The organism is Ruegeria atlantica (genome assembly GCF_013033965.1).
Lineage (GTDB): Bacteria > Pseudomonadota > Alphaproteobacteria > Rhodobacterales > Rhodobacteraceae > Ruegeria > Ruegeria atlantica_D.
The window spans coordinates 346,654-366,322 of the sequence record NZ_WQFE01000002.1 but is presented as its reverse complement, the minus strand read 5'-3'; the positions used below and the strand labels follow the sequence as shown (position 1 = coordinate 366,322).

General features: G+C 57.7%; 18 protein-coding genes. 8 read left to right on the top strand and 10 right to left on the bottom strand.

Features of this window, described 5'->3' with window-relative positions; genetic code table 11:
* Window positions 1-86 precede the first annotated feature (86 nt).
* The 5 genes from GOW16_RS05675 to GOW16_RS05655 are packed head-to-tail and all read left to right on the top strand — an operon-like array spanning window position 87 to window position 4,678.
* Window positions 87-584 carry a flagellar basal body-associated FliL family protein gene (locus tag GOW16_RS05675; RefSeq protein WP_254429693.1) on the top strand — a complete coding sequence of 166 codons (498 nt, stop codon included), beginning with the start codon at window positions 87-89 and terminating at the stop codon, window positions 582-584.
* Window positions 585-593: 9 nt separating this feature from the next.
* Window positions 594-1,055 carry a hypothetical protein gene (locus GOW16_RS05670; protein ID WP_170411578.1) on the top strand — a complete coding sequence of 154 codons (462 nt, stop codon included), beginning with the start codon at window positions 594-596 and terminating at the stop codon, window positions 1,053-1,055.
* Window positions 1,052-1,627, top strand: a complete 576-nt coding sequence (locus GOW16_RS05665) for a MotE family protein (RefSeq protein ID WP_170411575.1) — start codon at window positions 1,052-1,054, stop codon at window positions 1,625-1,627. Before GOW16_RS05670 ends, GOW16_RS05665 begins: the two co-directional genes overlap by 4 nt.
* Before the next feature lie 46 nt (window positions 1,628-1,673).
* Window positions 1,674-2,543, top strand: a complete 870-nt coding sequence (gene motA / locus GOW16_RS05660; RefSeq protein WP_170411572.1) for a flagellar motor stator protein MotA — start codon at window positions 1,674-1,676, stop codon at window positions 2,541-2,543.
* A complete protein-coding gene (locus tag GOW16_RS05655) occupies window positions 2,540-4,678 on the top strand; it encodes a hypothetical protein (RefSeq protein ID WP_170411569.1) in 2,139 nt (712 codons plus the stop codon). Before motA ends, GOW16_RS05655 begins: the two co-directional genes overlap by 4 nt.
* Before the next feature lie 87 nt (window positions 4,679-4,765).
* On the opposite strand, the gene GOW16_RS05650 is transcribed toward GOW16_RS05655, so the two are convergent.
* The 3 genes from GOW16_RS05650 to betB all read right to left on the bottom strand — a co-directional run bounded on the left by GOW16_RS05650 (window position 4,766) and on the right by betB (window position 10,134).
* On the bottom strand, window positions 4,766-6,109 hold the full coding sequence (locus GOW16_RS05650) for an MmgE/PrpD family protein (RefSeq protein ID WP_170411567.1): 1,344 nt from the start codon (window positions 6,107-6,109) through the stop codon (window positions 4,766-4,768).
* Window positions 6,106-8,550 (bottom strand): GcvT family protein, encoded by a 2,445-nt coding sequence (locus GOW16_RS05645; RefSeq protein WP_170411564.1) that lies wholly within the window; start codon window positions 8,548-8,550, stop codon window positions 6,106-6,108. Before GOW16_RS05645 ends, GOW16_RS05650 begins: the two co-directional genes overlap by 4 nt.
* 129 nt (window positions 8,551-8,679) lie before the next feature.
* Entirely contained in the window at window positions 8,680-10,134 is a 1,455-nt protein-coding gene (gene betB / locus GOW16_RS05640) for a betaine-aldehyde dehydrogenase (protein WP_170411561.1), read from the bottom strand.
* Window positions 10,135-10,298: 164 nt separating this feature from the next.
* Here betB and GOW16_RS05635 point away from each other — a divergent pair, with 164 nt between their 5' ends.
* Window positions 10,299-10,628, top strand: coding sequence for a hypothetical protein (locus GOW16_RS05635; RefSeq protein WP_170411558.1), 330 nt, complete (start codon window positions 10,299-10,301; stop codon window positions 10,626-10,628).
* Between the two features lie 14 nt (window positions 10,629-10,642).
* Here GOW16_RS05635 and GOW16_RS05630 read toward each other — a convergent pair whose 3' ends face one another.
* Window positions 10,643-11,143, bottom strand: coding sequence for a potassium channel family protein (locus GOW16_RS05630; protein WP_170411554.1), 501 nt, complete (start codon window positions 11,141-11,143; stop codon window positions 10,643-10,645).
* Between the two features lie 76 nt (window positions 11,144-11,219).
* Entirely contained in the window at window positions 11,220-12,125 is a 906-nt protein-coding gene (gene trhO / locus GOW16_RS05625) for an oxygen-dependent tRNA uridine(34) hydroxylase TrhO (protein ID WP_170411551.1), read from the bottom strand.
* A 97-nt stretch (window positions 12,126-12,222) separates the two neighbouring features.
* On the opposite strand from trhO, the gene pncA reads away from it, so the two are divergent.
* Window positions 12,223-12,816: a bifunctional nicotinamidase/pyrazinamidase gene (gene pncA, locus GOW16_RS05620; RefSeq protein WP_170411548.1), complete on the top strand. Its 594-nt coding sequence runs from the start codon at window positions 12,223-12,225 to the stop codon at window positions 12,814-12,816.
* Here pncA and GOW16_RS05615 read toward each other — a convergent pair.
* Window positions 12,813-13,337, bottom strand: a complete 525-nt coding sequence (locus GOW16_RS05615) for a hypothetical protein (RefSeq protein ID WP_170411545.1) — start codon at window positions 13,335-13,337, stop codon at window positions 12,813-12,815. The genes pncA and GOW16_RS05615 overlap by 4 nt on opposite strands.
* Window positions 13,338-13,502: 165 nt before the next feature.
* On the opposite strand from GOW16_RS05615, the gene pncB reads away from it, so the two are divergent.
* A complete protein-coding gene (gene pncB / locus GOW16_RS05610; protein WP_170411542.1) occupies window positions 13,503-14,795 on the top strand; it encodes a nicotinate phosphoribosyltransferase in 1,293 nt (430 codons plus the stop codon).
* Window positions 14,796-14,798: 3 nt separating this feature from the next.
* On the opposite strand, the gene GOW16_RS05605 is transcribed toward pncB, so the two are convergent.
* The 4 genes from GOW16_RS05605 to GOW16_RS05590 are packed head-to-tail and all read right to left on the bottom strand — an operon-like array spanning window position 14,799 to window position 19,638.
* Window positions 14,799-16,250, bottom strand: coding sequence for an aldehyde dehydrogenase family protein (locus GOW16_RS05605; RefSeq protein WP_170411539.1), 1,452 nt, complete (start codon window positions 16,248-16,250; stop codon window positions 14,799-14,801).
* Window positions 16,251-16,283: 33 nt separating this feature from the next.
* Entirely contained in the window at window positions 16,284-17,882 is a 1,599-nt protein-coding gene (locus tag GOW16_RS05600; protein WP_170411536.1) for an ABC transporter ATP-binding protein, read from the bottom strand.
* Window positions 17,879-18,694, bottom strand: a complete 816-nt coding sequence (locus tag GOW16_RS05595) for an ABC transporter permease (protein WP_170411533.1) — start codon at window positions 18,692-18,694, stop codon at window positions 17,879-17,881. The genes GOW16_RS05600 and GOW16_RS05595 overlap by 4 nt, the downstream gene beginning before the upstream one ends.
* Entirely contained in the window at window positions 18,691-19,638 is a 948-nt protein-coding gene (locus tag GOW16_RS05590; protein ID WP_170411530.1) for an ABC transporter permease, read from the bottom strand. The genes GOW16_RS05595 and GOW16_RS05590 overlap by 4 nt, the downstream gene beginning before the upstream one ends.
* Window positions 19,639-19,669: the final 31 nt, after the last annotated feature.

Here is a 19,669-nt window from a genome sequence, read left to right as displayed (position 1 = left end):
GCGTCCCTTGTTTGGACGATTGCCCTTAACAATCGGTTAGTCCCTGTCGGGTTATGACATTTGCAGATTGTAGGAATGAGGACGTCATGACCGACGCGCTTGCAGAACAGGCAGAAGTCTCGGAAAAATCTGGGAAAAAGGGAATGATAATAGGGGCGATTCTAGCCATAGCCGGTGCGGCTGGCGGATATTTTCTGACCACGTCGGGTTTGTTGCCGATTGGCGGAAAGACCGCTGTGCAAAATCCCGAAGAAACTGAGAAAAACAAGCCTGCCAAAGCGCTGCCAAAGGTCGGATTCGTTGACCTTACCCCGGTTGTCGTCTCGGTAAACACCAGCGATTCGCGCCATCTGAAGTTTCACGCCCAGCTCGAAGTGAACGCATCGTACATGGCGGATGTTGAAAAGATGAAACCGCGAATCATGGATGTGTTGAACGGGTATCTGCGTGCGATCGAAGTGTCCGATCTTGAGGATTCGCTCGCGCTCATACGCATCCGCGGACACCTGTTGCGGCGTATCGAGATCGTTGTCGGCGAAGGTCGCGTGCGTGACGTTCTCATCATGGAATTCGTACTGAACTAGGAGGCGAAGTTGGAGCTGATTGCAGATATTTTGCTGGTCGCCGGCGCCTTGGGTGCGGGTCTTTATTGTTTCGTTCTGTCCCGGCGGTTGAAACGCTTTACTGACCTGGAAAAGGGCGTCGGTGGCGCCGTGAGCGTGCTGTCATCGCAAGCGGAAGAATTGAAAAAGTCGCTGGACACTGCGCGGGACGCCTCGGATCAGTCTGGCGTCGCGCTTAAGGAATTGACCGAACGCGCCGAAACAATCGCACAGCGGCTCGAATTGATGATGGCTTCGATGCATGACGTCGTGCCGGAAGAGGAAGATGCAGCCAAGCCCTCTGCGCCTGATCCTGAACCGGTTATTCCTAAAAAAGTGGACCACGCCAGCACCGAAACCGAAGGTGAAGACGACCAACCCAGGGAGCAACAAGTCAAACGCCCGGGCGGATTGATGTTCCTGCGCCACAGCCGGAGCGAGGCCACGACATGAGGCGGAAACGAGCAGAAAGCCGTCCCAAACGCGGCGTTCTTGCGGTGATAGCGATGCTTTTGATCGGTTCCGCCGCGATTAGAGTGGGGTTCGAGGCCGGGCCCGCGCTTGCCAAAGGGTCTGATCCAGTAGCACCGGAGGCCATGCAGAGCCAACCCAAACGGCCTGGTACGCAAGAGCTGTTGACTGAATTGCTCCGTCGCGAAGAGGCGCTCAATAAACGAGAGGCCGCTGTGGTGGACAAAGAAAAGGCGCTGAACATCGCGAACCAGGCGATTGAGACGCGATTGGCAGCATTGCAGGAAGCTGAAGACTCGTTGCGACAAACGCTGGCCTTTGCCGAAAAAGCCGCCGAGACCGATCTGACACGCCTGACGGATGTGTACCAGAGCATGAAGCCCAAGGACGCGGCGGCCTTGTTCGAAACCATGGATCCCGGCTTTGCGGCTGGCTTTCTGTCGCGGATGCCGCCTGAAGCAGCAGCAGGTGTTCTGGCCGGTCTCAGCCCCGAAGCCGCCTATACGATCAGCGTTATCATGGCCGGTCGCAATGCCGCAGCTCCACAGGAATGACGCTCATGCCCTTTACCCCCGCATCTGACACTGCAGGAGATCGCTCATGATCGGAATCATCGGAATCGTCGTCATTTTCGCCATGGTGTTTGGCGGTTATCTTGCCGCAGGCGGCAAGATGACGATCATTATGAAGTCACTCCCGTTCGAGATGATGATGATCGGCGGTGCTGCAGTGGGCGCGTTTCTGATCAGCAACGACATGAGTGGTGTCAAACACACGGTCAAGGATATGGGCAAGGTGTTCAAAGGCCCCAAATGGAAGCCTGAAGACTACCGCGATCTGCTGTGCCTTTTGTTTTCTCTGATCCGCATCGCCAAGGCTAACCCGGTCGAAGTGGAACAGCATATCGAAGACCCCGAGAATTCGTCCTTGTTCTCGGCCTATCCGAAGATCCAGGCCGACAAGGAAGCTGTCGATCTGATTTGTGACACGATGCGGGCGGCGTCCCTGAATTATGACGATCCACATCAGGTCGAAGAGGTTCTGGAAAAGCGGATGGAGGCGAATTTCCATCACGCCATGCATTCCAGCCATGCGCTGCAAACAGTGGCCGACGGCCTACCCGCGCTTGGGATCGTGGCCGCGGTTCTGGGCGTGATCAAGACGATGGGATCGATTGACCAACCGCCCGAAGTGCTGGGCAAACTGATCGGCGGCGCTTTGGTCGGGACGTTCCTCGGCGTGTTTCTGGCGTATGGCCTTGTGGGTCCGTTCGCCGGCAAGCTGAAAGCCGTGGTCGAAGAGGACAACCATTTCTATCAGCTGATCAAAGAGGTTCTGGTTGCCAACCTACACAACCACAATGCAGCGATGTGTATCGAAGTCGGTCGTCAGAACACACCAACACATAATCGGCCGGGGTTTTCAGAGCTGGAAGACGCGCTGAAGGAACTCAAGCAGGCAGCGGCATGATCCGGTCGATTTTCCTTGCTTTGGCCCTGACCTCTGCGACAACGCAAGTTCAGGCACAGGACCTGACGGTGCGATCGGGCGAACATGACGGGTACACTCGTGTGGTCATTCAGGTTCCACAGGGTACTAAGTGGTCCCTGTCGCACAAAAAAAATGGTGCGCGTCTGAAGGTCGAACTGGAAAAGGTGCAATTCGACACGACTGCTGTATTTCGACGCCTGACGCAAAACCGTCTGGCCGAGATCTCACAAGTACAGCCGGGTGCCGCACTTGATATGCAATTTGGTTGCGACTGTGCTGCCTCCGCCTTTTTGTACAAGGGCAAGATGATCGTGGTGGATATTGCACTTGCCTCGGCGCCTCCCCCTATCAGCGCCGATTTACCGCCACTGGTTTTGCCCAAAAAGCGGGAGGAAAAAGACCTGTTGGCCACGCAAATTCCGCCGGGTCTCGAGTTGCCTTTTCTCAGTCTGAACGCCCAGCGCTACGAGGAACAGCTGTCGGCCCTGCTGCTACGCGGAGCCGACCGGGAAGTCGTTGATTTGAAACTTGCGCCTGTGGGGCCAAGGCCATCAGTTCCCAGGCAAAGCCCCTTTATTCCTTCAGATCTGAATGCAAACATTCACGTGACATCAGTTCTGGACGGATTGAATGAGCTTTTGGGGCCATCCCTGCCACAGCTCGAACAACGTCCACCCTGTATTTCAAGCGCTGAACTGGGGTTTGATCATTGGGCCGGGACAGCCCCCTTTCCGGAACAGGTGGCTTCGTTGCGAGCGACCTTGTTCAAGGAATTCGATCATGTCGACGAAGAAAAGGCACTGAAATTGGCTCAGCTATACGCCTATTCCGGGTTCGGTGCAGAGGCGCTTCGGGCGCTTGAACTGCTTGGACAGCCTTCGCCGAACACAGATCGCGTCTCCGCCATAGCCCGGTATCTGGATGACGCACAGCCATCCCAAACGAACCCGTTTTTCGATCTTCAGCGGTGCGAAAGCGATGCAGCGCTTTGGGCGCTTTTGATCGAAGGTGAGCTGCAGGAAGAGGCCCAATTGCAGTCGATCGAACAGTCATTCGTGCGCTTGCCGGACCACCTGCGTCGCCACGTCGGACCGACATTGGCGGAAATTCTGACGGATGCTGACAAACTGGAACCGGCAAGGCGCGTGTTGCGCGCAGTCGACCGCGTAGAAACTGAGGACAGCGCCGATACATCCCAAGCCAAAGCTTCGGTCGCGACCGCCGAGGGCGATAGCCCAAAGACAGAAGCCCTGTTGAATGAGGTTATCGCCGCGTCGGGCGCAGAGCTGGAGGCACCGCTTGCTCTTGCGCGACTGGTTGACAAGCGTTGGTTGGAACGTGGGGCTATGTCGCCGCAAGAACTTGATCTTGCGGCCTCGTACGTGGTGGAGTTTCGCCGGTCCGAAATCGGACCGCGCATGCTGCAAACTCAGATCGTCGCCTTGGCATTAAGTAATGAATTCGACACGTCGATGGATCTGCTGAATGCCCCGAATACAAAGGGCGAAACCGCCCAGACGTTGAATCGCGCCGCTCTGATCCTGACCGAACGCGCCGATGATGCGACATTTCTTAGACGGGTCGTGACCCTGACGCCCGATCAGAAACGGGCGCTTTTTACGGACACGATCGTGGCTCTGGCCGAACGGTTGGTCACCCTTGGTTTTGCGGACGCTGCGCTGGAACTGGCCAGTCGGCCGCAGGACAAGGCCAGACGCGCGGAGAGGGCACGGTTACGCGCGCGCGTCGCTCTGCTGCAGCGCCGACCGCATCAAGCGATGCTGGAGCTTGGCGAGGATTCATCAGACGCGGCGCAGGTTTTGCGCGGGAAGGCGATGCAAATGGCGGATGATTATTTGGCAGCCGGTGAAATACTGCGCTCCATGGGTGAAAACGAGAAAGCTGATCGGTTCTTTTGGTTGGCTGATCGCCCGGACCTGGCCGACCCCGAACGCGACACAAAGTTTCTCGCGGTTCAGCGAACATCGCAACGCCTGTCTGTGCCTCCAACCCGCGCGCCAGACAAACCACTGGCCGATGCAAAAGGCTTGTTGGATGACAGTGCGGATACACGGCAGCACATTCGGGAATTGCTTGCGAAGGTGGACCAATAGCGGATCATGCCGCCGCCACCTGTTTCGCGGATCGCAGCTCATCGGGTATCCGTGACGCGTCGTCTTCACCAGTTGAACTGGCCTTATTCACGGGTCAATGACGAAAGGCAGCAGGTCCGACATTTTGGATGTGGGTTCGACCCAACCCAATATGGCCGCGCAGATCCGGTCCGCGCGATCCGAGCCAACAACAGGCGCGGCTAATTCTGTGTACTTGGCGATCACCTCAGCCGTGCTGAGCGGCGCCTCTGGCCCGCCACGCGCGTTAATGTCACCGGACTGCAACACACGCCCGTCGGTCAATTTAAGGGTGACATCGGCCCACCGCCCCTGTGGGAAGCGTACGCTGTGACGCTGATCTTCCAGAACGTGAATACGCGGCAACATCTCGGCCACCACCGCATCAGATAATCCCGCACCCGAGATTTGTTCAACCCCGATCCGACCATGAACCGCCTGAGCGGCCACAGCAAAAGGCAATGAATACTGTGCCTGAGACGTGGATTCGGGCATCCCGCTATACAGGCAGGCCGCTTCGTTAAAACTGTTGATATGAATGGTCTCGATCTGGTCGTAGGTCAGGTCATTCGCCATCATCACAGCCCGAACACCATCAATGGCCGCATGTGCCCAGCGACAAATCGGATAAGGCTTCACGTATTGGTGCTCAACCTGCCAGAACCGGCCCAGATCAGTCCAGAACGAGGCAACGCCGCCGTCTTCGATTGTGATGGCCGGGGCGCCCGTGAAACCACGTTCGGCCAGTATCGCGGATGATATGCCAACCATCGCGCCCCAACCCGATCCGTCGTGCAACATCGTCGGATTCGCAATCTCGCGCATCATCTGGCTTCTGGGTCCGTGGTATTCCGCGATTCCCAATGCCTGCCGAAATTGCTCTGGCGTGTGCCCACGCATGCGTGCGGCTATGGCCACCACACCCAGAGCGTTCCACGCACCTGACGTGTGATAATCGCTGGCCGACGCATGCAGTGACAGACCCGCACGCCCCGCGATTTCATACCCAGTGATGACAGCAGCCAGAGCTTCGGGGCCGGACAGGTCTGGGCAGTGCTTTCCAAGTGAAAGCAACGCGGGCAGAACGACAACACCGATATGCCCTTTGGTCGGGTTGTAACCATCATGCCCATCCAGGTTGTCGGTTTGTGTGGCCGCCGCATAGGCCGCGCCTGCCATGCTGACGAGGCGGCCGTCAAACATCATCGGAACGCTGAACGCCGCATCGGAACTGGAGTAGAGCAGCGCAGCCGTATCGCGGGCGATCACGCCAGCCTCCATCGGGCCGGACGCGATCAGGACACCCATTGTATCCAACATCATCAGGGCGGCGGCCTCTTTCGCGCTGTCAGGCATGTCTTGCGCCGAAAGGTTCAGCGCGAAATCTGTGACCCGGTCAAGTGTGCCAGTCATTTGGCCGCCTCTATCACCTTGGGTTGGACATCGCGCAGCCGGTGCCCCGATGGATCAAAGGGCGGTTCGACCAGAATTCTGGCTTTGTGCGGTTTGCCGAGGATAAAGATTTCTACGGTATCTCCGGGCTGCGCGACCTCCGGATTTGCGTAGCCGATCGCTAGGGATTTGCCGACCGAATACCCGTAGGCACCGGACGTCACCCGCCCGACCGGTATGCCGCTTAGGGTGAAGATAGGTTCCCCACCTGACGCGTCGGCATCCGAGACTTCGACCTCGAAAATCGACAGAACCTCGCGCGCGGCGTTGTCCTTGATCTTCAGATAGGCGTCCTTGTGCAGGAACTCCTTGTCGAGCTTGATCAAGCCCTCCAGACCGACCTCTTGCGGCCAATACTCTTGCGAATACTCTCGGCCCCAGGACCCATAGCCTTTTTCAATGCGCAGCGACCCAAGTGCGCGGCCACCCACAGGCCCGCCACCCAATTCGCGTGCTGCATCCAAAAGCGCTGTATAGAGCCTGATTTGATCATCTTCCGCACAGTGTAGCTCCCACCCCAGATCGCCAGTAAAGCTGACGCGGATGGCAAGGCAGGTGACGCCTGCGACATCGATGGTTTGCGAGCGCATAAAGCGGAATGCATCGTTCGACAGGTTCGCGTTTGTCAGCCGCTGTAGCAGATCGCGCGATTTGGGGCCCGCAACGTTAAAGCCCGCGATACGATCCGTCGCCACCTCAAACGTGGTGCCTTGGGGCAGGTCGATCATGTTGAAGAACCGCTGATGATAGCGCTCGGCCATGCCCGAGCCGATCATCATGTATTCGTCCTCGGCTACCTTGGTGATGGTAAAATCGCCAGCCACACCTCCGCGCACAGAGATCAGCGGTGTCAGGCAGGAGCGTCCAACCGCGGTCGGCACCCGGTTCGCCACAAGCCGATCCAGCCAGTCGTAGGCACCCGGCCCTTTGATGACGTAATTGGCGAAGTTCGAGATGTCGATCACGCCGACGCTTTCGCGCAGCATCTTCACCTCACGGCCTACCGGTTCCCACCAGTTCTGGCGGGTGAAGCCGATCGTCTCTTTCGTGCCGGTCTGATCGGCAAACCATAGCGGGTGTTCCCAGCCGCAGTTCAGTCCGAAGACGCAGCCCATATCCTTTTGCATCTGGTACGCCGGGCGCACACGGGCCGGACGACCTGCGCTGCGTTCTTCATTGGGGAAATGGATGGCGAACCGGTGGGTATACTGGTCCTCGACCCGCGCCTTGGTGAACTTCTTGTCCGCCCAGTCGCCGAACCGGGCCAGGTCCCAGGCGAACATGTCGTATTGCGGCTCACCTTCGATCATCCACTGCGCTGCCAGCAGGCCCAGACCGCCTGATTGTGAGAAGCCGGGGATCAGTCCACCGCAAAGGAAATAGTTCTTCAGCTCTGGCACCGGACCCCACAGGGCCGAACTGTCCGGAGACCAGATCATCGGGCCGTTGATCACTCGTTTGACCCCGGCTGTGGCGGCAACCGGCACACGTTCGGTGGCACGGATCACGTTCTCCATGATCCGATCCAAGTCATCGGGGAACAGGTCATGGGCAAAATCCAGCGGCGTGCCGTCTTCGGCCCAAAACTTCATGTCCTTCTCATAGGCGCCGATCAGCAACCCGTTGCCTTCCTGTCGGAAGTAGTACTCGCCATCCCTGTCGGCGATCGAAGGCAACCGGCGACCGAGGTTGGCGACCTCATCAATGGATTCGGTTACGAAATACTGATGCTCGGTTGGTTGCAAAGGCAGGGTCAGCCCGGCCAGCGCCGCAACTTCGCGCCCCCAGAGGCCGGCGGCATTCACCACCCATTGGGTATGAATATCCCCCTTTTCCGTGCGCACGATCCATGACCCATCGGGTTGTTGATCAGTCCCTAACACGGGGCAGAACCGCTCAATCGTAGCGCCCATGGCCCGCGCGCCGGCGGCGTAGGCATGCGGTACACCCGAAGGGTCAACGTTTCCACCGTCGGGTTCGTACATGATGCAGCGGATATCTTCGAACTGCGCCAGCGGGTGCAGCTCCATCGCCTGTTCGCGGCTGACTTCGTAGAAGTTCAACCCATAGAACCGGGCTTTGGCCTCTTGCAGACGCAGTTGGTATTCGCGGTCTTCGGTCTGGGCCAGATACAGCGACCCGGGCTGAAAAACACCACAGCTTTGGCCTGTTTCCTGCTCCAGCTCTTTGTACAGGTTCATGGTGTAATGCTGGATGCGGGTGATATTGTTGTTGTCATGCAACCCATGGATATTGGCCGCCGCATGCCAGGTTGATCCGCTGGTCAGTTCATCGCGTTCCAGCAGGACTACGTCCCGCCAACCAAGCTTGGCCAGATGGTACAGGATTGAACAGCCAGCCAATCCTCCGCCGATGACTACGGCCTGTGCATGCGTTTTCATGAACTTGATCTCCCACCGACGGAACCGAAAACGGCACCCTTTGGAGGAAGTCAGCCACATGTCGTATGTGGCTTATGCTCTGTTCCCGACGCGAAATGTCGGGAACAGAGCTTGAATGGCCGGTTTTGATCAGTAAGGCGCTTCGACGTCGTTCATCGAAACGTAGACCGTCTTCATTTCACTGAAGTGATTGATCGCCAGTTTCGAGTTTTCGCGCCCGACACCCGACATTTTAGACCCACCAAACGGGGCCTCGACCGGAGCCAGGTTATAGGTGTTTATATAGCAGGTGCCGGCCTCGAACCCGGCCACGATGCGGTGCGCGCGGGTCAGGTCTTTGGTGAACACGCCGGCGGCCAGTCCGAATTCGGTGTCGTTTGCACGGGCCAGGACCTCTTCTTCGGTGTCAAAGTCCAGCACAGACATGACCGGGCCAAAGATTTCCTCACGCGCGATGGCCATATCGTCGGTCACATCCGCAAAAACGGTGGGCTGCATGTAGAAACCGTCGCCTTCGATCCGCTCACCGCCATAGACCAGACGCGCGCCTTCCGCCTTGCCCTTTTCGACATAACTCAGCGCGATGTTCATCTGGTTTTCGCTGACCATAGGGCCGAAATTCACGTCCTCATCCAGCGGGTCACCGATTTTGGCGGTGGCCAGACGCTCGGACAGGCGATTCAGGAACGCCTCTTTGATGCCCTTTTGCACAAACACGCGGGTGCCATTAGAGCAGACCTGACCCGAGGAATAGAAGTTGCCCAGAATCGCGCCGGATACGGCATTTTCGATATCCGCATCATCAAACACGATCATCGGGGATTTCCCGCCCAATTCCATGGTCACATGCTTCATTCCGTCAGCGGCTGCGGCATAGACCTTGCGACCGGTCGGCACAGAGCCAGTCAGCGACACCTTGGCTACACGCGGATCGGTCACCAAAGACGCCCCAACGTCGCCATAGCCCTGGACCACGTTGTAGACGCCCTTGGGCGCGCCAGCTTCAATCAGGATCTCGGCCACCTGCAGTGCCGACAGTGGCGTGGTTTCCGAGGGTTTGAAAACCATCGTATTGCCACAAGCCAACGCCGGAGCGCCTTTCCAGCAGGCGATCTGGGTTGGATAGTTCCAGGCACCGATGCCGACGCAAACGCCCAGCGCCTCGCGAATGGTGTAAACAAAGTCACCACCACCCAGCGGAATATGCTCGCCGGTCAGTGAAGCGGCCAACCCGCCGAAGTATTCCAGCGCGTCTGCGCCCGACGTGGCGTCCGCCACGAGAGTTTCCTGCAAGGGTTTGCCGGTGTCATGCGTTTCAAGGATCGAAAGCGCGCGGTTACGTTCGCGCATGATGTCAGACGCTCGGCGCAGGATACGGCCACGCTCGGTTCCGGTTAGCGCTGCCCACTCTGTCTGCGCATTTTTGGCGCTTGTTAGAGCCTTATTCACGATATCAGGCGTTGCAGAATGCAGCCGCGCGATGATTTCGCCGGTAGCAGGGTAAACGACGTCAATGGGGGTGCCGTTGGTATCTTCGACATATTCGCCGTTGATAAAATGGCTCGCCTTGGGCTGGAATTTCATGCCGCTTTCCCTTTCAGAAGTGCTTTCATTCGCATTTATATTTTATTGATTGATCAGTCAATAAAAGTAGATCACGGCGGACTCCCGCTGATGTGAATCGGCCCCCTCTTGAATAAAAAGCTTAATGTTCCATTTATGTTCTACATAGTCAGAGGAACATTCCGATGTCTTATCAAGCCCGCAACTCGGCCATGGATGGCCCATCGAACGACTATCATCTGTTGCCCGTCACTGACCGGCAAATGCGATACGCCCGAGCGCTTGCGCAGCAGTCGGCCCTGGAAATCCCGGTCGAGGCGCAACGGGACCGCAGGTCTATGTCCGCCTGGATTTCGGCGCACAAGCCAGCCGACCCGTCGCCCTTTGCGAACTATCCTACCGGCAAGCAGGTTGCCTTTGCCGAGAGGATCTCGCGCAGCAAACGTCGCCCGATTCCGTCAGAGTGCTTCCGGGACAAACACGCGATGTCCTTGTGGATCGATCACAACAAGTAGCCCAATATTTGGGTCTAACCCTGATGATTTCGTGCATAGAGCGAAACTGCTGCCGCGACGAACATTCCAAGCAAAACATAGCCGGTTACAGCCTCGGACACAGCCAGCCCGCGGCACAATCCTGTCGGGGACATGTCGCCGTACCCGACCGTCGTAAAGGTAACGTAAGAGAAATACAGGATATCACCTGGCCCCTGCGCACCGAGGACACAATTGTCCATATAACCGAACGCCCCGTAAACAGCGGCAAAAAGGAAGGGCACCACCTGGATGAAGGACACTCCCATCAGGAACAACAGTCTGCGCGGCGACTTTACCTGCGTCATGTAGAACCAGGATTGAGAAACGATCCACACAAACAGGACCACCGATGCGATGCTGCCGATTGTGTCGCCAGCGGTGGCTTCGCTCAGGCGCGACAGGCCGAACCAGGCTAGGAAGCTCGCCAGAACCATCCCGGCGGCGGCCAGCAGGGTTGATTTCCATTCTGCCAGAGTTGTGGGTTTGCGGGACATTGCGCCTCCGATACGCTGAATTGTCCCGGATCATCCGGTTTTAGGTACAGGCTCGCAACCGGAATTGTAAATCCGTTTATTCGGCACCCAGATGCTCTTGCCCACGCTGGCGCGACAGCAGGATTTGCTTCTGACGTTCACGGAATCGCGTTTTGTCCGCGTCCGAAGTCTCATTAATGCACCGATGGCAAGACACACCGTGCTCGTATTCCGGGCGCTTCATATCTTCGGGCAGGATCGGGCGGCGGCAACCGTGACACAGCTTGTGCGGTCCTTCGACTAGCCCATGGCCGACCGAAACGCGGTTGTCGAATACAAAGCACTCACCCTGCCAGCTACTGTCGTCGGCGGGCATTTCTTCCAGATAACGCAGGATGCCACCCTTCAGGTGGTAAACATCCTCTACCCCCTGCCCCAGCAGGTAATTGGTGGACTTCTCGCAGCGGATACCGCCGGTGCAGAACATGGCGACCCGCTTGTTGTGGAAGCGGTCTTTGTTTTCTTCCCACCAGGCCGGGAACTCACGGAAGCTGGCGGTTTCAGGGTCTAACGCGCCTTCAAACGTGCCAATCGCCACTTCGTAGTCGTTGCGTGTGTCGATCACGACCACATCGTCAGATCGGATCAGATCGTTCCAGTCTTTGGGCTCGACATAGTTGCCGACGCGGGCGCGCGGATCGACGTCCGGCTGCCCCATGGTCACGATCTCTTTCTTCAAACGCACCTTCATTTTGCCAAAAGGAGGGTGGTCGGATGTGGCCTCTTTCCAATCCAGATCCGCACATCCGGGCAAAGCCTTGATGTGGGCCAGAACCGCATCAATCCCAGCACGCGGACCGGCAATGGTTCCGTTGATCCCTTCGGCAGCCAGCAACAAAGTGCCTTTGACCGATTGCGCGCGGCATAAATCCAGAAGCGGGTCGCGCAGGGCCACGTGATCCGAAAACCGGGTGAAGTGATAAAGGGCAGCGATCGTATACATGCGCGCGGTCTAAACCTGCTGGGCACGAGTCGCAAGGGACCGGATTGACGCCCCCTGTTCAGCGCCCTACCGATAGATCAAAGCAAGGAGGCCCCCGATGACCCATGCCCTGATCGTAATCGATGTTCAGAACGATTTCTGCCCCGGCGGCGCGCTGGCCGTGCCCGGAGGCGACGAGATCGTGGCGCAAATCAATGCCATGATACCAAAGTTCGACGCCGTGATCCTGACGCAGGATTGGCACCCGGTTGGGCATTCGTCTTTTGCAAGTGAACATGACGGCAAGGCCCCCTATGATATGACCGACATGCATTACGGACCGCAGGTCCTGTGGCCGGACCATTGCGTTCAGGGCACCGCAGGTGCCGATTTCCACCCGGAACTGAATACCCACGCCGATCTTGTCATTCGCAAAGGCTTTCGACGCGGCATCGATAGCTATTCCGCATTTTTCGAGAACGATCAAAAGACGCCAACCGGGTTGGAAGGCTACCTGAAATCACGTGGCATCTCAAAACTGACCATCGTTGGGCTGGCCACTGATTTCTGCGTGCACTTCTCGGCTGTTGACGCGGCCCGTTTGGGGTTTGACGTCACCGTTCGCATGGACGCGTGCCGGGCGATTGATCTGGATGGATCATTGGCTGCGGCCAAGGACGCGATGCGTGAAGCCGGCGTCGCGCTGATCTAAGGCGTAGCGCCTTTTTCGGCAAGATACCTGAGCACTGCAAACAAAATCACCGCCAATCCCAATGCGACGCCAATTCGACCCGGCAATGTGCGACGCTCGGGCGTGGCGGGGGATTTGTAGCGTGGGTTTGGCGTCCAATTCTCGACTTTTGGGCGTTGATCGTTGCGCGGCTTGGCCGTTCTGACGTCATCCAAAAAGCGATGGAAATCGAATTCGCCGCAGTATTCGCCCTCGAGTCCCATTTCACGAATATTTGCAAAAAGTGCGTGCAGAATGCGTTCGCGGTGGTCCACGTACCTTGACGAGTAGTACCCATGCGAAATTTTGCTGTCGGTTGAATCCAGATCGAATCCGGCTTCCTGAAAAATCTTGCGAATCTTCGGTGACGTCGCCCGAAGCGCGTCAGCTGTTTTCACGTGACGGAATCGAGCGCGCGCGACAGGCTGGTCCAACTGTTCTGGACCCGCGTCATCTATCTCTTGCTCGTTAACAACGATGTCAAAATCGTACTCGAGAACCATTCACCAAGTTAACCTCGTTCAACCATCCCTTTCTTTTCACTAAACTGTGAAAAGATCACACAATATGCTCGCAATGTGACCTGACCTTGTCATTGTTATCATTCTAGCGACTCTTGCCATTCTACGCACCGATTGATCTAACAACGGAAATCGCAGGAGTTCCCCATGGTCGATATTGCGACACGTGTGTACAATCATAAATGGAAGATTGACCCGATTGTACGGTCTTTGATCGACACGGACTTCTACAAACTGCTGATGTGCCAGTCAGTGTTTCGAAATAAGCCCCAAACGGACGTGACTTTTTCACTGATCAACCGGTCGAATCATATTCCTCTGGCCAAACTAATCGACGAAGGCGAGCTGCGCGAACAATTGGATCATATCCGGTCGCTCAGCCTCAGCCGGGGCGAAAGCACCTGGCTGCGGGGCAATACATTCTACGGAAAACGCCAGATGTTCCGCTCGGATTTCATGGAGTGGTTCGAAAACCTGCGTTTGCCGCCCTATCATCTGGAACGGAAGGGCGACCAGTACGAGCTGACCTTTGAAGGCAAATGGCATGAGGTCATGCTGTGGGAAATTCCGGCGCTGGCGGTTCTGATGGAACTACGCTCACGTGCGGTTCTGAACGACATGCGCCGGTTCGAACTGCAGGTGCTGTATGCCCAGGCCATGACCCGCGTTTGGAAAAAAATTGAGCAACTGCGCGAGATCGACGGGCTAGGCATCGCGGATTTCGGCACTCGGCGCAGACACAGCTTTCTTTGGCAGGACTGGTGCGTGCAGGCCATGATCGAGGGTCTGGGGTCATCGTTTACCGGCACATCGAACTGCCTGATCGCCATGCGGCGCGAGGTTGAGGCCATCGGCACCAACGCACACGAACTGCCGATGGTGTATTCGGCGCTCGCCAACGACGATGCCCAACTCGCACAGGCGCCTTACGATGTGTTGAGCGATTGGCACGAGGAACATGACGGCAATCTGCGTATCATTCTGCCGGACACTTATGGCACGCAGGGCTTTTTGGATCGCGCGCCCGACTGGCTGGCTGGATGGACCGGCATTCGGATCGACAGCGGCGATCCGGCAACTGGTGCAGAAACCGCGATCAAATGGTGGCAGTCCCGTGGAGAAGACCCAATGGAGAAACGGGTGATTTTCTCGGACGGTCTGGACGTCGACAAAATTCGGGAACTGCACACTCAATTCGCCCACAGAACCAAGGTCTCATTCGGCTGGGGCACTTTGCTGACCAACGACTTCCGCGGACTCGTTCCAAACGACGCGTTGGCGCCGTTCTCACTGGTTTGCAAGGCTGTGTCCGCCAACGGCCAGCCGACCGTGAAGCTATCGGACAACCCTGAAAAGGCGATGGGTCCGAAAGATCAGATCGAACGCTACAAACGAGTGTTCGGCGTAGGGGTGCAAGAGGCGATCGAGGTGATCGTTTAGGCTCTAACCATGGTAAGCCGCGACCGTTTTCAATTGTGAAAACCCATAGAGGGCCTCAAACCCTTTCTCGCGGCCGTGACCGGATTTTCCGACACCACCAAAAGGCAACTCAACTCCGCCACCCGCACCATAGTTGTTGATGAAGACCTGTCCCGAGCGCAGTTGCTTTGCCAGTCGCATCTGCCGCGACCCATCGCGGGTCCAGATGCTGGCGACCAGCCCATAGTCGGTGCCGTTGGCGATCTTCACCGCCTCTTCTTCGGACTCGAATGGGATCAGCACCTGCACAGGGCCGAAAATCTCATCCTTGGCCAGACTGTGATCGGGCGGAACGTCCGCAAAAAGGGTCGGCAGAACATAAGCCCCATCTGACGGAGCACCGTCTACGATCCGCCCTTGCCCTGCGACTGTCAGGTCTGCGCCCTTGGTCAGAAACCCTGAAACGATCTCTTTTTGACGGGCAGAAATCAGCGGTCCAATGCGCAGATCATCCTGCGCCGGGCCAACGGTCAGATCTCCATAAGCCTCTGCCATCCGATGCTTGACCTGATCATAAACCCCGCGCTGTACCAGTATACGCGAGGAAGCCGAACAAGTTTGTCCGGCATTCTGTATCCCCGCGTTAACCAGAAACGGCAGGGCGGCGTCCAGATCGGCATCGTCAAACACCAACTGAGGCGACTTCCCCCCAAGCTCCAGCGTCACGGGCACCACATTTCGCCCCGCCGCCTGCTGCACCAGCGCACCTGTGGCAACAGAGCCGGTAAACGAGACATGATGCACGCCCGGATGGCCCGACAAAGCTGCCCCTGCCTCGGCCCCCAATCCGGGGACGACGTTCAGGGCGCCGGCAGGCAGCCCAGCTTCTTGTGCCAGATGCGCAAAGGCCAACGCGGTCAAACAAGCCTCTTCCGCGGGTTTCAGGACGCAGGCATTGCCCATCGCCAGGGCGGCCCCAACCGACCGACCGATAATTTGCATCGGGTAATTCCAAGGCACGATATGCCCCGTCACGCCATGCGGTTCCCGCAGCGTATAGACGGTATAACCGTCGAGATACGGAATGGTCTCACCCATCACCTTGTCTGCGGCGCCACCGTAGAATTCACAATACCGCGCCAACGCAACGGCGTCCGCCCGCGCCTGCGTCAGCGGTTTGCCCACATCGATCGCCTCCAACCGGGCAAGGTCCTCAACACGATCCAACACCATTCTCCCCAAACGCGTAAGGATACGGCCCCGCTCCAGCGCAGTTTTTCGCCCCCAATCCTCATCCAGCGCAGTCCGTGCCGCCCTGACCGCCGCATCCACATCCTGCGCATTACCCCTTGCGATTTGGCAGATCTCAGACCCGTCAGAAGGATTGATCAAAGGCAATGTTTGTTCTGAGTTTGGCGGTACCCAGATGCCACCAATCAGACAGAGGCTGGGGTCAAACCAAAGGGGGGTGGACATGGGACATTCCTTTTTCAGGCTCTAACAAATGGTCTAGGCAACATTCCGACCAATGTCTGGCAGTGTTGGCGCGGCATTGATCAGGTCTTTTGTGTATTGATGTTTCGGATCAGAAAAGACGCTTTCGGTCTCCCCCTCTTCGACGATAATTCCCGCCCGCATCACCATTACGCGGTCGGTGATGGTGCGCACGACACTCAGATCATGGCTGATGAACAGATAGGTCAGATCATAAGCCTCACATAGCTCGACCAACAGGTCGAGGATCTGAGCCCGGACCGAAACATCAAGGGCCGAGACCGCCTCGTCGAACAGGATCAGTTCGGGTCGGATGATCAGGGCACGGGCGATGGCGATGCGTTGTCTCTGACCGCCCGAGAATTCATGGATATATTTACCCGCGTCATCCGGGCTGAGACCAACCGCGCTCAGCATTTCCGCGATCCGGTCCTGCCTTTCCGCATTTGTTGGCGGAGCATCAAGCAGATGGAACGGCTCGGTGATCAATCGGGCAACACGGTGCCGAGGGTTGAAACTGCCATAAGGATCCTGAAAGACCACCTGCATCTTGCGCCGAACGGCGAGGTTGGGTTTGTGGCCTGAAAAGACAGGCTGCCCGTCTAGGAGGATGTCACCGCCCTGAACCTCTTCCAAACCCAATACAGCCTTTGTTAGGGTCGATTTCCCACATCCAGACTCGCCAACCAGACCCAGGCGTTCTCCGCGATTGAGGGTAAAGCTCACATGGTCCACTGCCCTGTAATGCCCAGGGGAACCGAATAGGCTTTTGCGAGGCAAAGGGTAGTCACGGACGACATTTGTCACTTCAAGCAAAGGCTGGGATTGGGCGGGCTCTGGCAGTGCCACCTGATGGCCCGAAGCATCGAACAACATGCGGGTATATGGATGCTGCATGTTTCGCAGCAGGTGGCCGGTGGCACCGGACTCGACCACTTCGCCATGACGCATGACCACAATTTGGTCGGCCATGTCCGCCACCACGGCAAGGTCATGGGTGATCATCAGCAGCCCCATGCCGAATTCGGTCACCAACCCCCTTAAAAGCTCAAGGATTTGTGCCTGCGTAGTCACATCCAACGCAGTGGTCGGTTCATCCGCGATCAACAGCTTGGGGCGCAGTGCGATGGCCATGGCGATCACGACGCGCTGGCGCTGGCCGCCCGACAGCTCGTGCGGATAGCGGGATAAAGGGAAGCGGTCTGACGGCAGGCCCACGCGGGTCAGAACTTCCTCTGCCCGGTCACGCGCCCGCGTTGGTGGCATGGCCTTGTGGATCAGGATGGATTCCATCACCTGATCGCCAATGGTTTTGACCGGGTTCAAAGCTGTCATCGGCTCTTGAAACACCATACCGATCGCAGCACCGCGCAAGGCACACATGTCAGTTTCGCTCTGGTTCAGCAGATCTGACCCACTCAGCCGAATGGCCCCGTCCGTCACCGCCCCCTGTGGTAACAGTCGCATCACCGCAAGCGCAGTCATCGACTTGCCCGACCCACTCTCGCCGGTTACGGCGACGATCTGACCCGGCGCAACGGACAGATTGACCTGTTTCAGAATGTCTGTGCCATGAATGGACAGCGACAGGTTTTCGATCTCAAGCAAACTCATGCGCGGGCCACCCTGATCCGGGGGTCCAACCAGTCGCGCAACCCATCGCCCAGCAGGTTCAACCCAAGCACCGTAACAATAATCGCCAAACCGGGAATCAGAGCCAAATGCGGGGCAAAACTGACCATTGTCTGCGCATCGGCCAGCATCCGGCCCCAACTTGGAGTAGGCGGTTGCGCACCCAGACCGACATAAGACAGACCAGCCTCGGCCAGAATGCCAAGGCTGAACTGGATGGTGCCCTGCACGATCAGCAGGTTGGCGACATTGGGCAGGATATGTTCCGCTGATATCCGCGCCGCGCCTTTGCCCGAGACACGGGCGGCCAGGATGAACTCTCGTTCCCACAAAGATAGCGCCGCACCGCGGGTTATGCGCGCAAAGACCGGGATGTTGAAGATGCCAATGGCGATAATCGCATTGATCGCGCCTGCACCGAACACAGCAGTGATCAGAATTGCAATGACCAGCGAAGGGAAGGCAAAGACCAGATCGTTGCCGCGCATGATTAACTCATCCAGCCAAGACTCTTTCCGCGCCGCCGCGGTCAGCCCAAGCGGTACGCCCAACGCCATGCCGATGCCAACCGCCACCAGTGCCACCGCAATCGACGTGCGCGCACCGACCATGATCATCGAGAACATGTCACGACCGAAATGATCCGTACCGAACCAGTGTTGCGCATTGGGCGGCTGCAGCTTGTCGGGTATGTTCAGCGCGGCATAGTCGTAAGGGGTCCAGACAAATGACACCAGCGCTGCCAGCACGACCAGCGAGGACAGGCATGCACCAAGGATCAGGTTACGGCTCATGTCCGGCTCCTCAATCTTGGATCCACGGCGGCATAGGCCAGATCGACCAGAAAGTTCACCGTGATGACGGCAAAGACAAGCAGCATCACGACCGATTCCACCACGATCAGATCGCGGGCCGAGATTGCCTGAAACACCAGCCGCCCAAGACCAGGCAGATAAAAGACCTGCTCGATGATGATGGAGCCGGCCAGCAGGAACGAAAACTGCAGCCCGATGATGGTCAGAACCGGGATAAGGGCATTGCGCACCCCGTGCCGCCACAGCGCCTGACGACGTGACAAGCCTTTGGCGCGCGCGGTCCGCATGAAGTCTTCCCCGAGGATGTCCAACAGGGATGATCGCATCACGCGCGCCAGAATGGCCGCCTGCGGCAAAGCCAGCGCGATGGCCGGAAGCGTCAGGGAATGCAGCCCGGTCCAGACTCCCTTGTCCCACCCAGCAAAACCACCAGCGTTGAACCAGCGCAGATTGATGGCGAAGATCAGAACCAGCATCATCGCGAACCAGAAATTTGGCACCGCAATCCCCAGCTGAGTCGCCCCCATCACGGTCAGGTCACCCGGTTTGCCACGGCGGGCGGCAGCATAGATACCCACAGGGAAGGCGATCGCCGTAGACAGCGTCAGCGCGTACAGCGCCAAGGGCAGCGAGACCCACAACCGATCCGCGATCATCTGCGACACGGGCGTGCGATAGGTGTAGGAGGTTCCGAAATCTCCCACCACCATCCCGCCGATCCAATTGAAGTAACGCTGCACTTTGGAGACATCCAAGCCCAGCTCGGCCCGCAGGGCGGCCAGCGTATCCTCTTGCGCATTGACGCCCAGCATAAAAGACGCCGGATCACCCGGAGCTACCTCGATCACGGCGAAGATCACCACCGAGGCGACGGCAAGGCTGATCATCAGCGAAATCAGTCGTTTGAGAGCATAGCGAAGCATCGAGGCCACGTTAGGGGCGCACGCGCTGCGG

Bases quoted from the DNA above. Each gene is read 5' to 3' on its own strand.
- GOW16_RS05675 (WP_254429693.1), top strand. From the start codon at position 87: ATGACCGACGCGCTTGCAGAACAGGCAGAAGTCTCGGAAAAATCTGGG.
- GOW16_RS05665 (WP_170411575.1), top strand. From the start codon at position 1,052: ATGAGGCGGAAACGAGCAGAAAGCCGTCCCAAACGCGGCGTTCTTGCG.
- motA (WP_170411572.1), top strand. From the start codon at position 1,674: ATGATCGGAATCATCGGAATCGTCGTCATTTTCGCCATGGTGTTTGGC.
- GOW16_RS05655 (WP_170411569.1), top strand. From the start codon at position 2,540: ATGATCCGGTCGATTTTCCTTGCTTTGGCCCTGACCTCTGCGACAACG.
- GOW16_RS05650 (WP_170411567.1), bottom strand. From the start codon at position 6,109: ATGACTGGCACACTTGACCGGGTCACAGATTTCGCGCTGAACCTTTCG.
- GOW16_RS05645 (WP_170411564.1), bottom strand. From the start codon at position 8,550: ATGAAAACGCATGCACAGGCCGTAGTCATCGGCGGAGGATTGGCTGGC.
- betB (WP_170411561.1), bottom strand. From the start codon at position 10,134: ATGAAATTCCAGCCCAAGGCGAGCCATTTTATCAACGGCGAATATGTC.
- GOW16_RS05635 (WP_170411558.1), top strand. From the start codon at position 10,299: ATGTCTTATCAAGCCCGCAACTCGGCCATGGATGGCCCATCGAACGAC.
- GOW16_RS05630 (WP_170411554.1), bottom strand. From the start codon at position 11,143: ATGTCCCGCAAACCCACAACTCTGGCAGAATGGAAATCAACCCTGCTG.
- trhO (WP_170411551.1), bottom strand. From the start codon at position 12,125: ATGTATACGATCGCTGCCCTTTATCACTTCACCCGGTTTTCGGATCAC.
- pncA (WP_170411548.1), top strand. From the start codon at position 12,223: ATGACCCATGCCCTGATCGTAATCGATGTTCAGAACGATTTCTGCCCC.
- GOW16_RS05615 (WP_170411545.1), bottom strand. From the start codon at position 13,337: ATGGTTCTCGAGTACGATTTTGACATCGTTGTTAACGAGCAAGAGATA.
- pncB (WP_170411542.1), top strand. From the start codon at position 13,503: ATGGTCGATATTGCGACACGTGTGTACAATCATAAATGGAAGATTGAC.
- GOW16_RS05605 (WP_170411539.1), bottom strand. From the start codon at position 16,250: ATGTCCACCCCCCTTTGGTTTGACCCCAGCCTCTGTCTGATTGGTGGC.
- GOW16_RS05600 (WP_170411536.1), bottom strand. From the start codon at position 17,882: ATGAGTTTGCTTGAGATCGAAAACCTGTCGCTGTCCATTCATGGCACA.
- GOW16_RS05595 (WP_170411533.1), bottom strand. From the start codon at position 18,694: ATGAGCCGTAACCTGATCCTTGGTGCATGCCTGTCCTCGCTGGTCGTG.
- GOW16_RS05590 (WP_170411530.1), bottom strand. From the start codon at position 19,638: ATGCTTCGCTATGCTCTCAAACGACTGATTTCGCTGATGATCAGCCTT.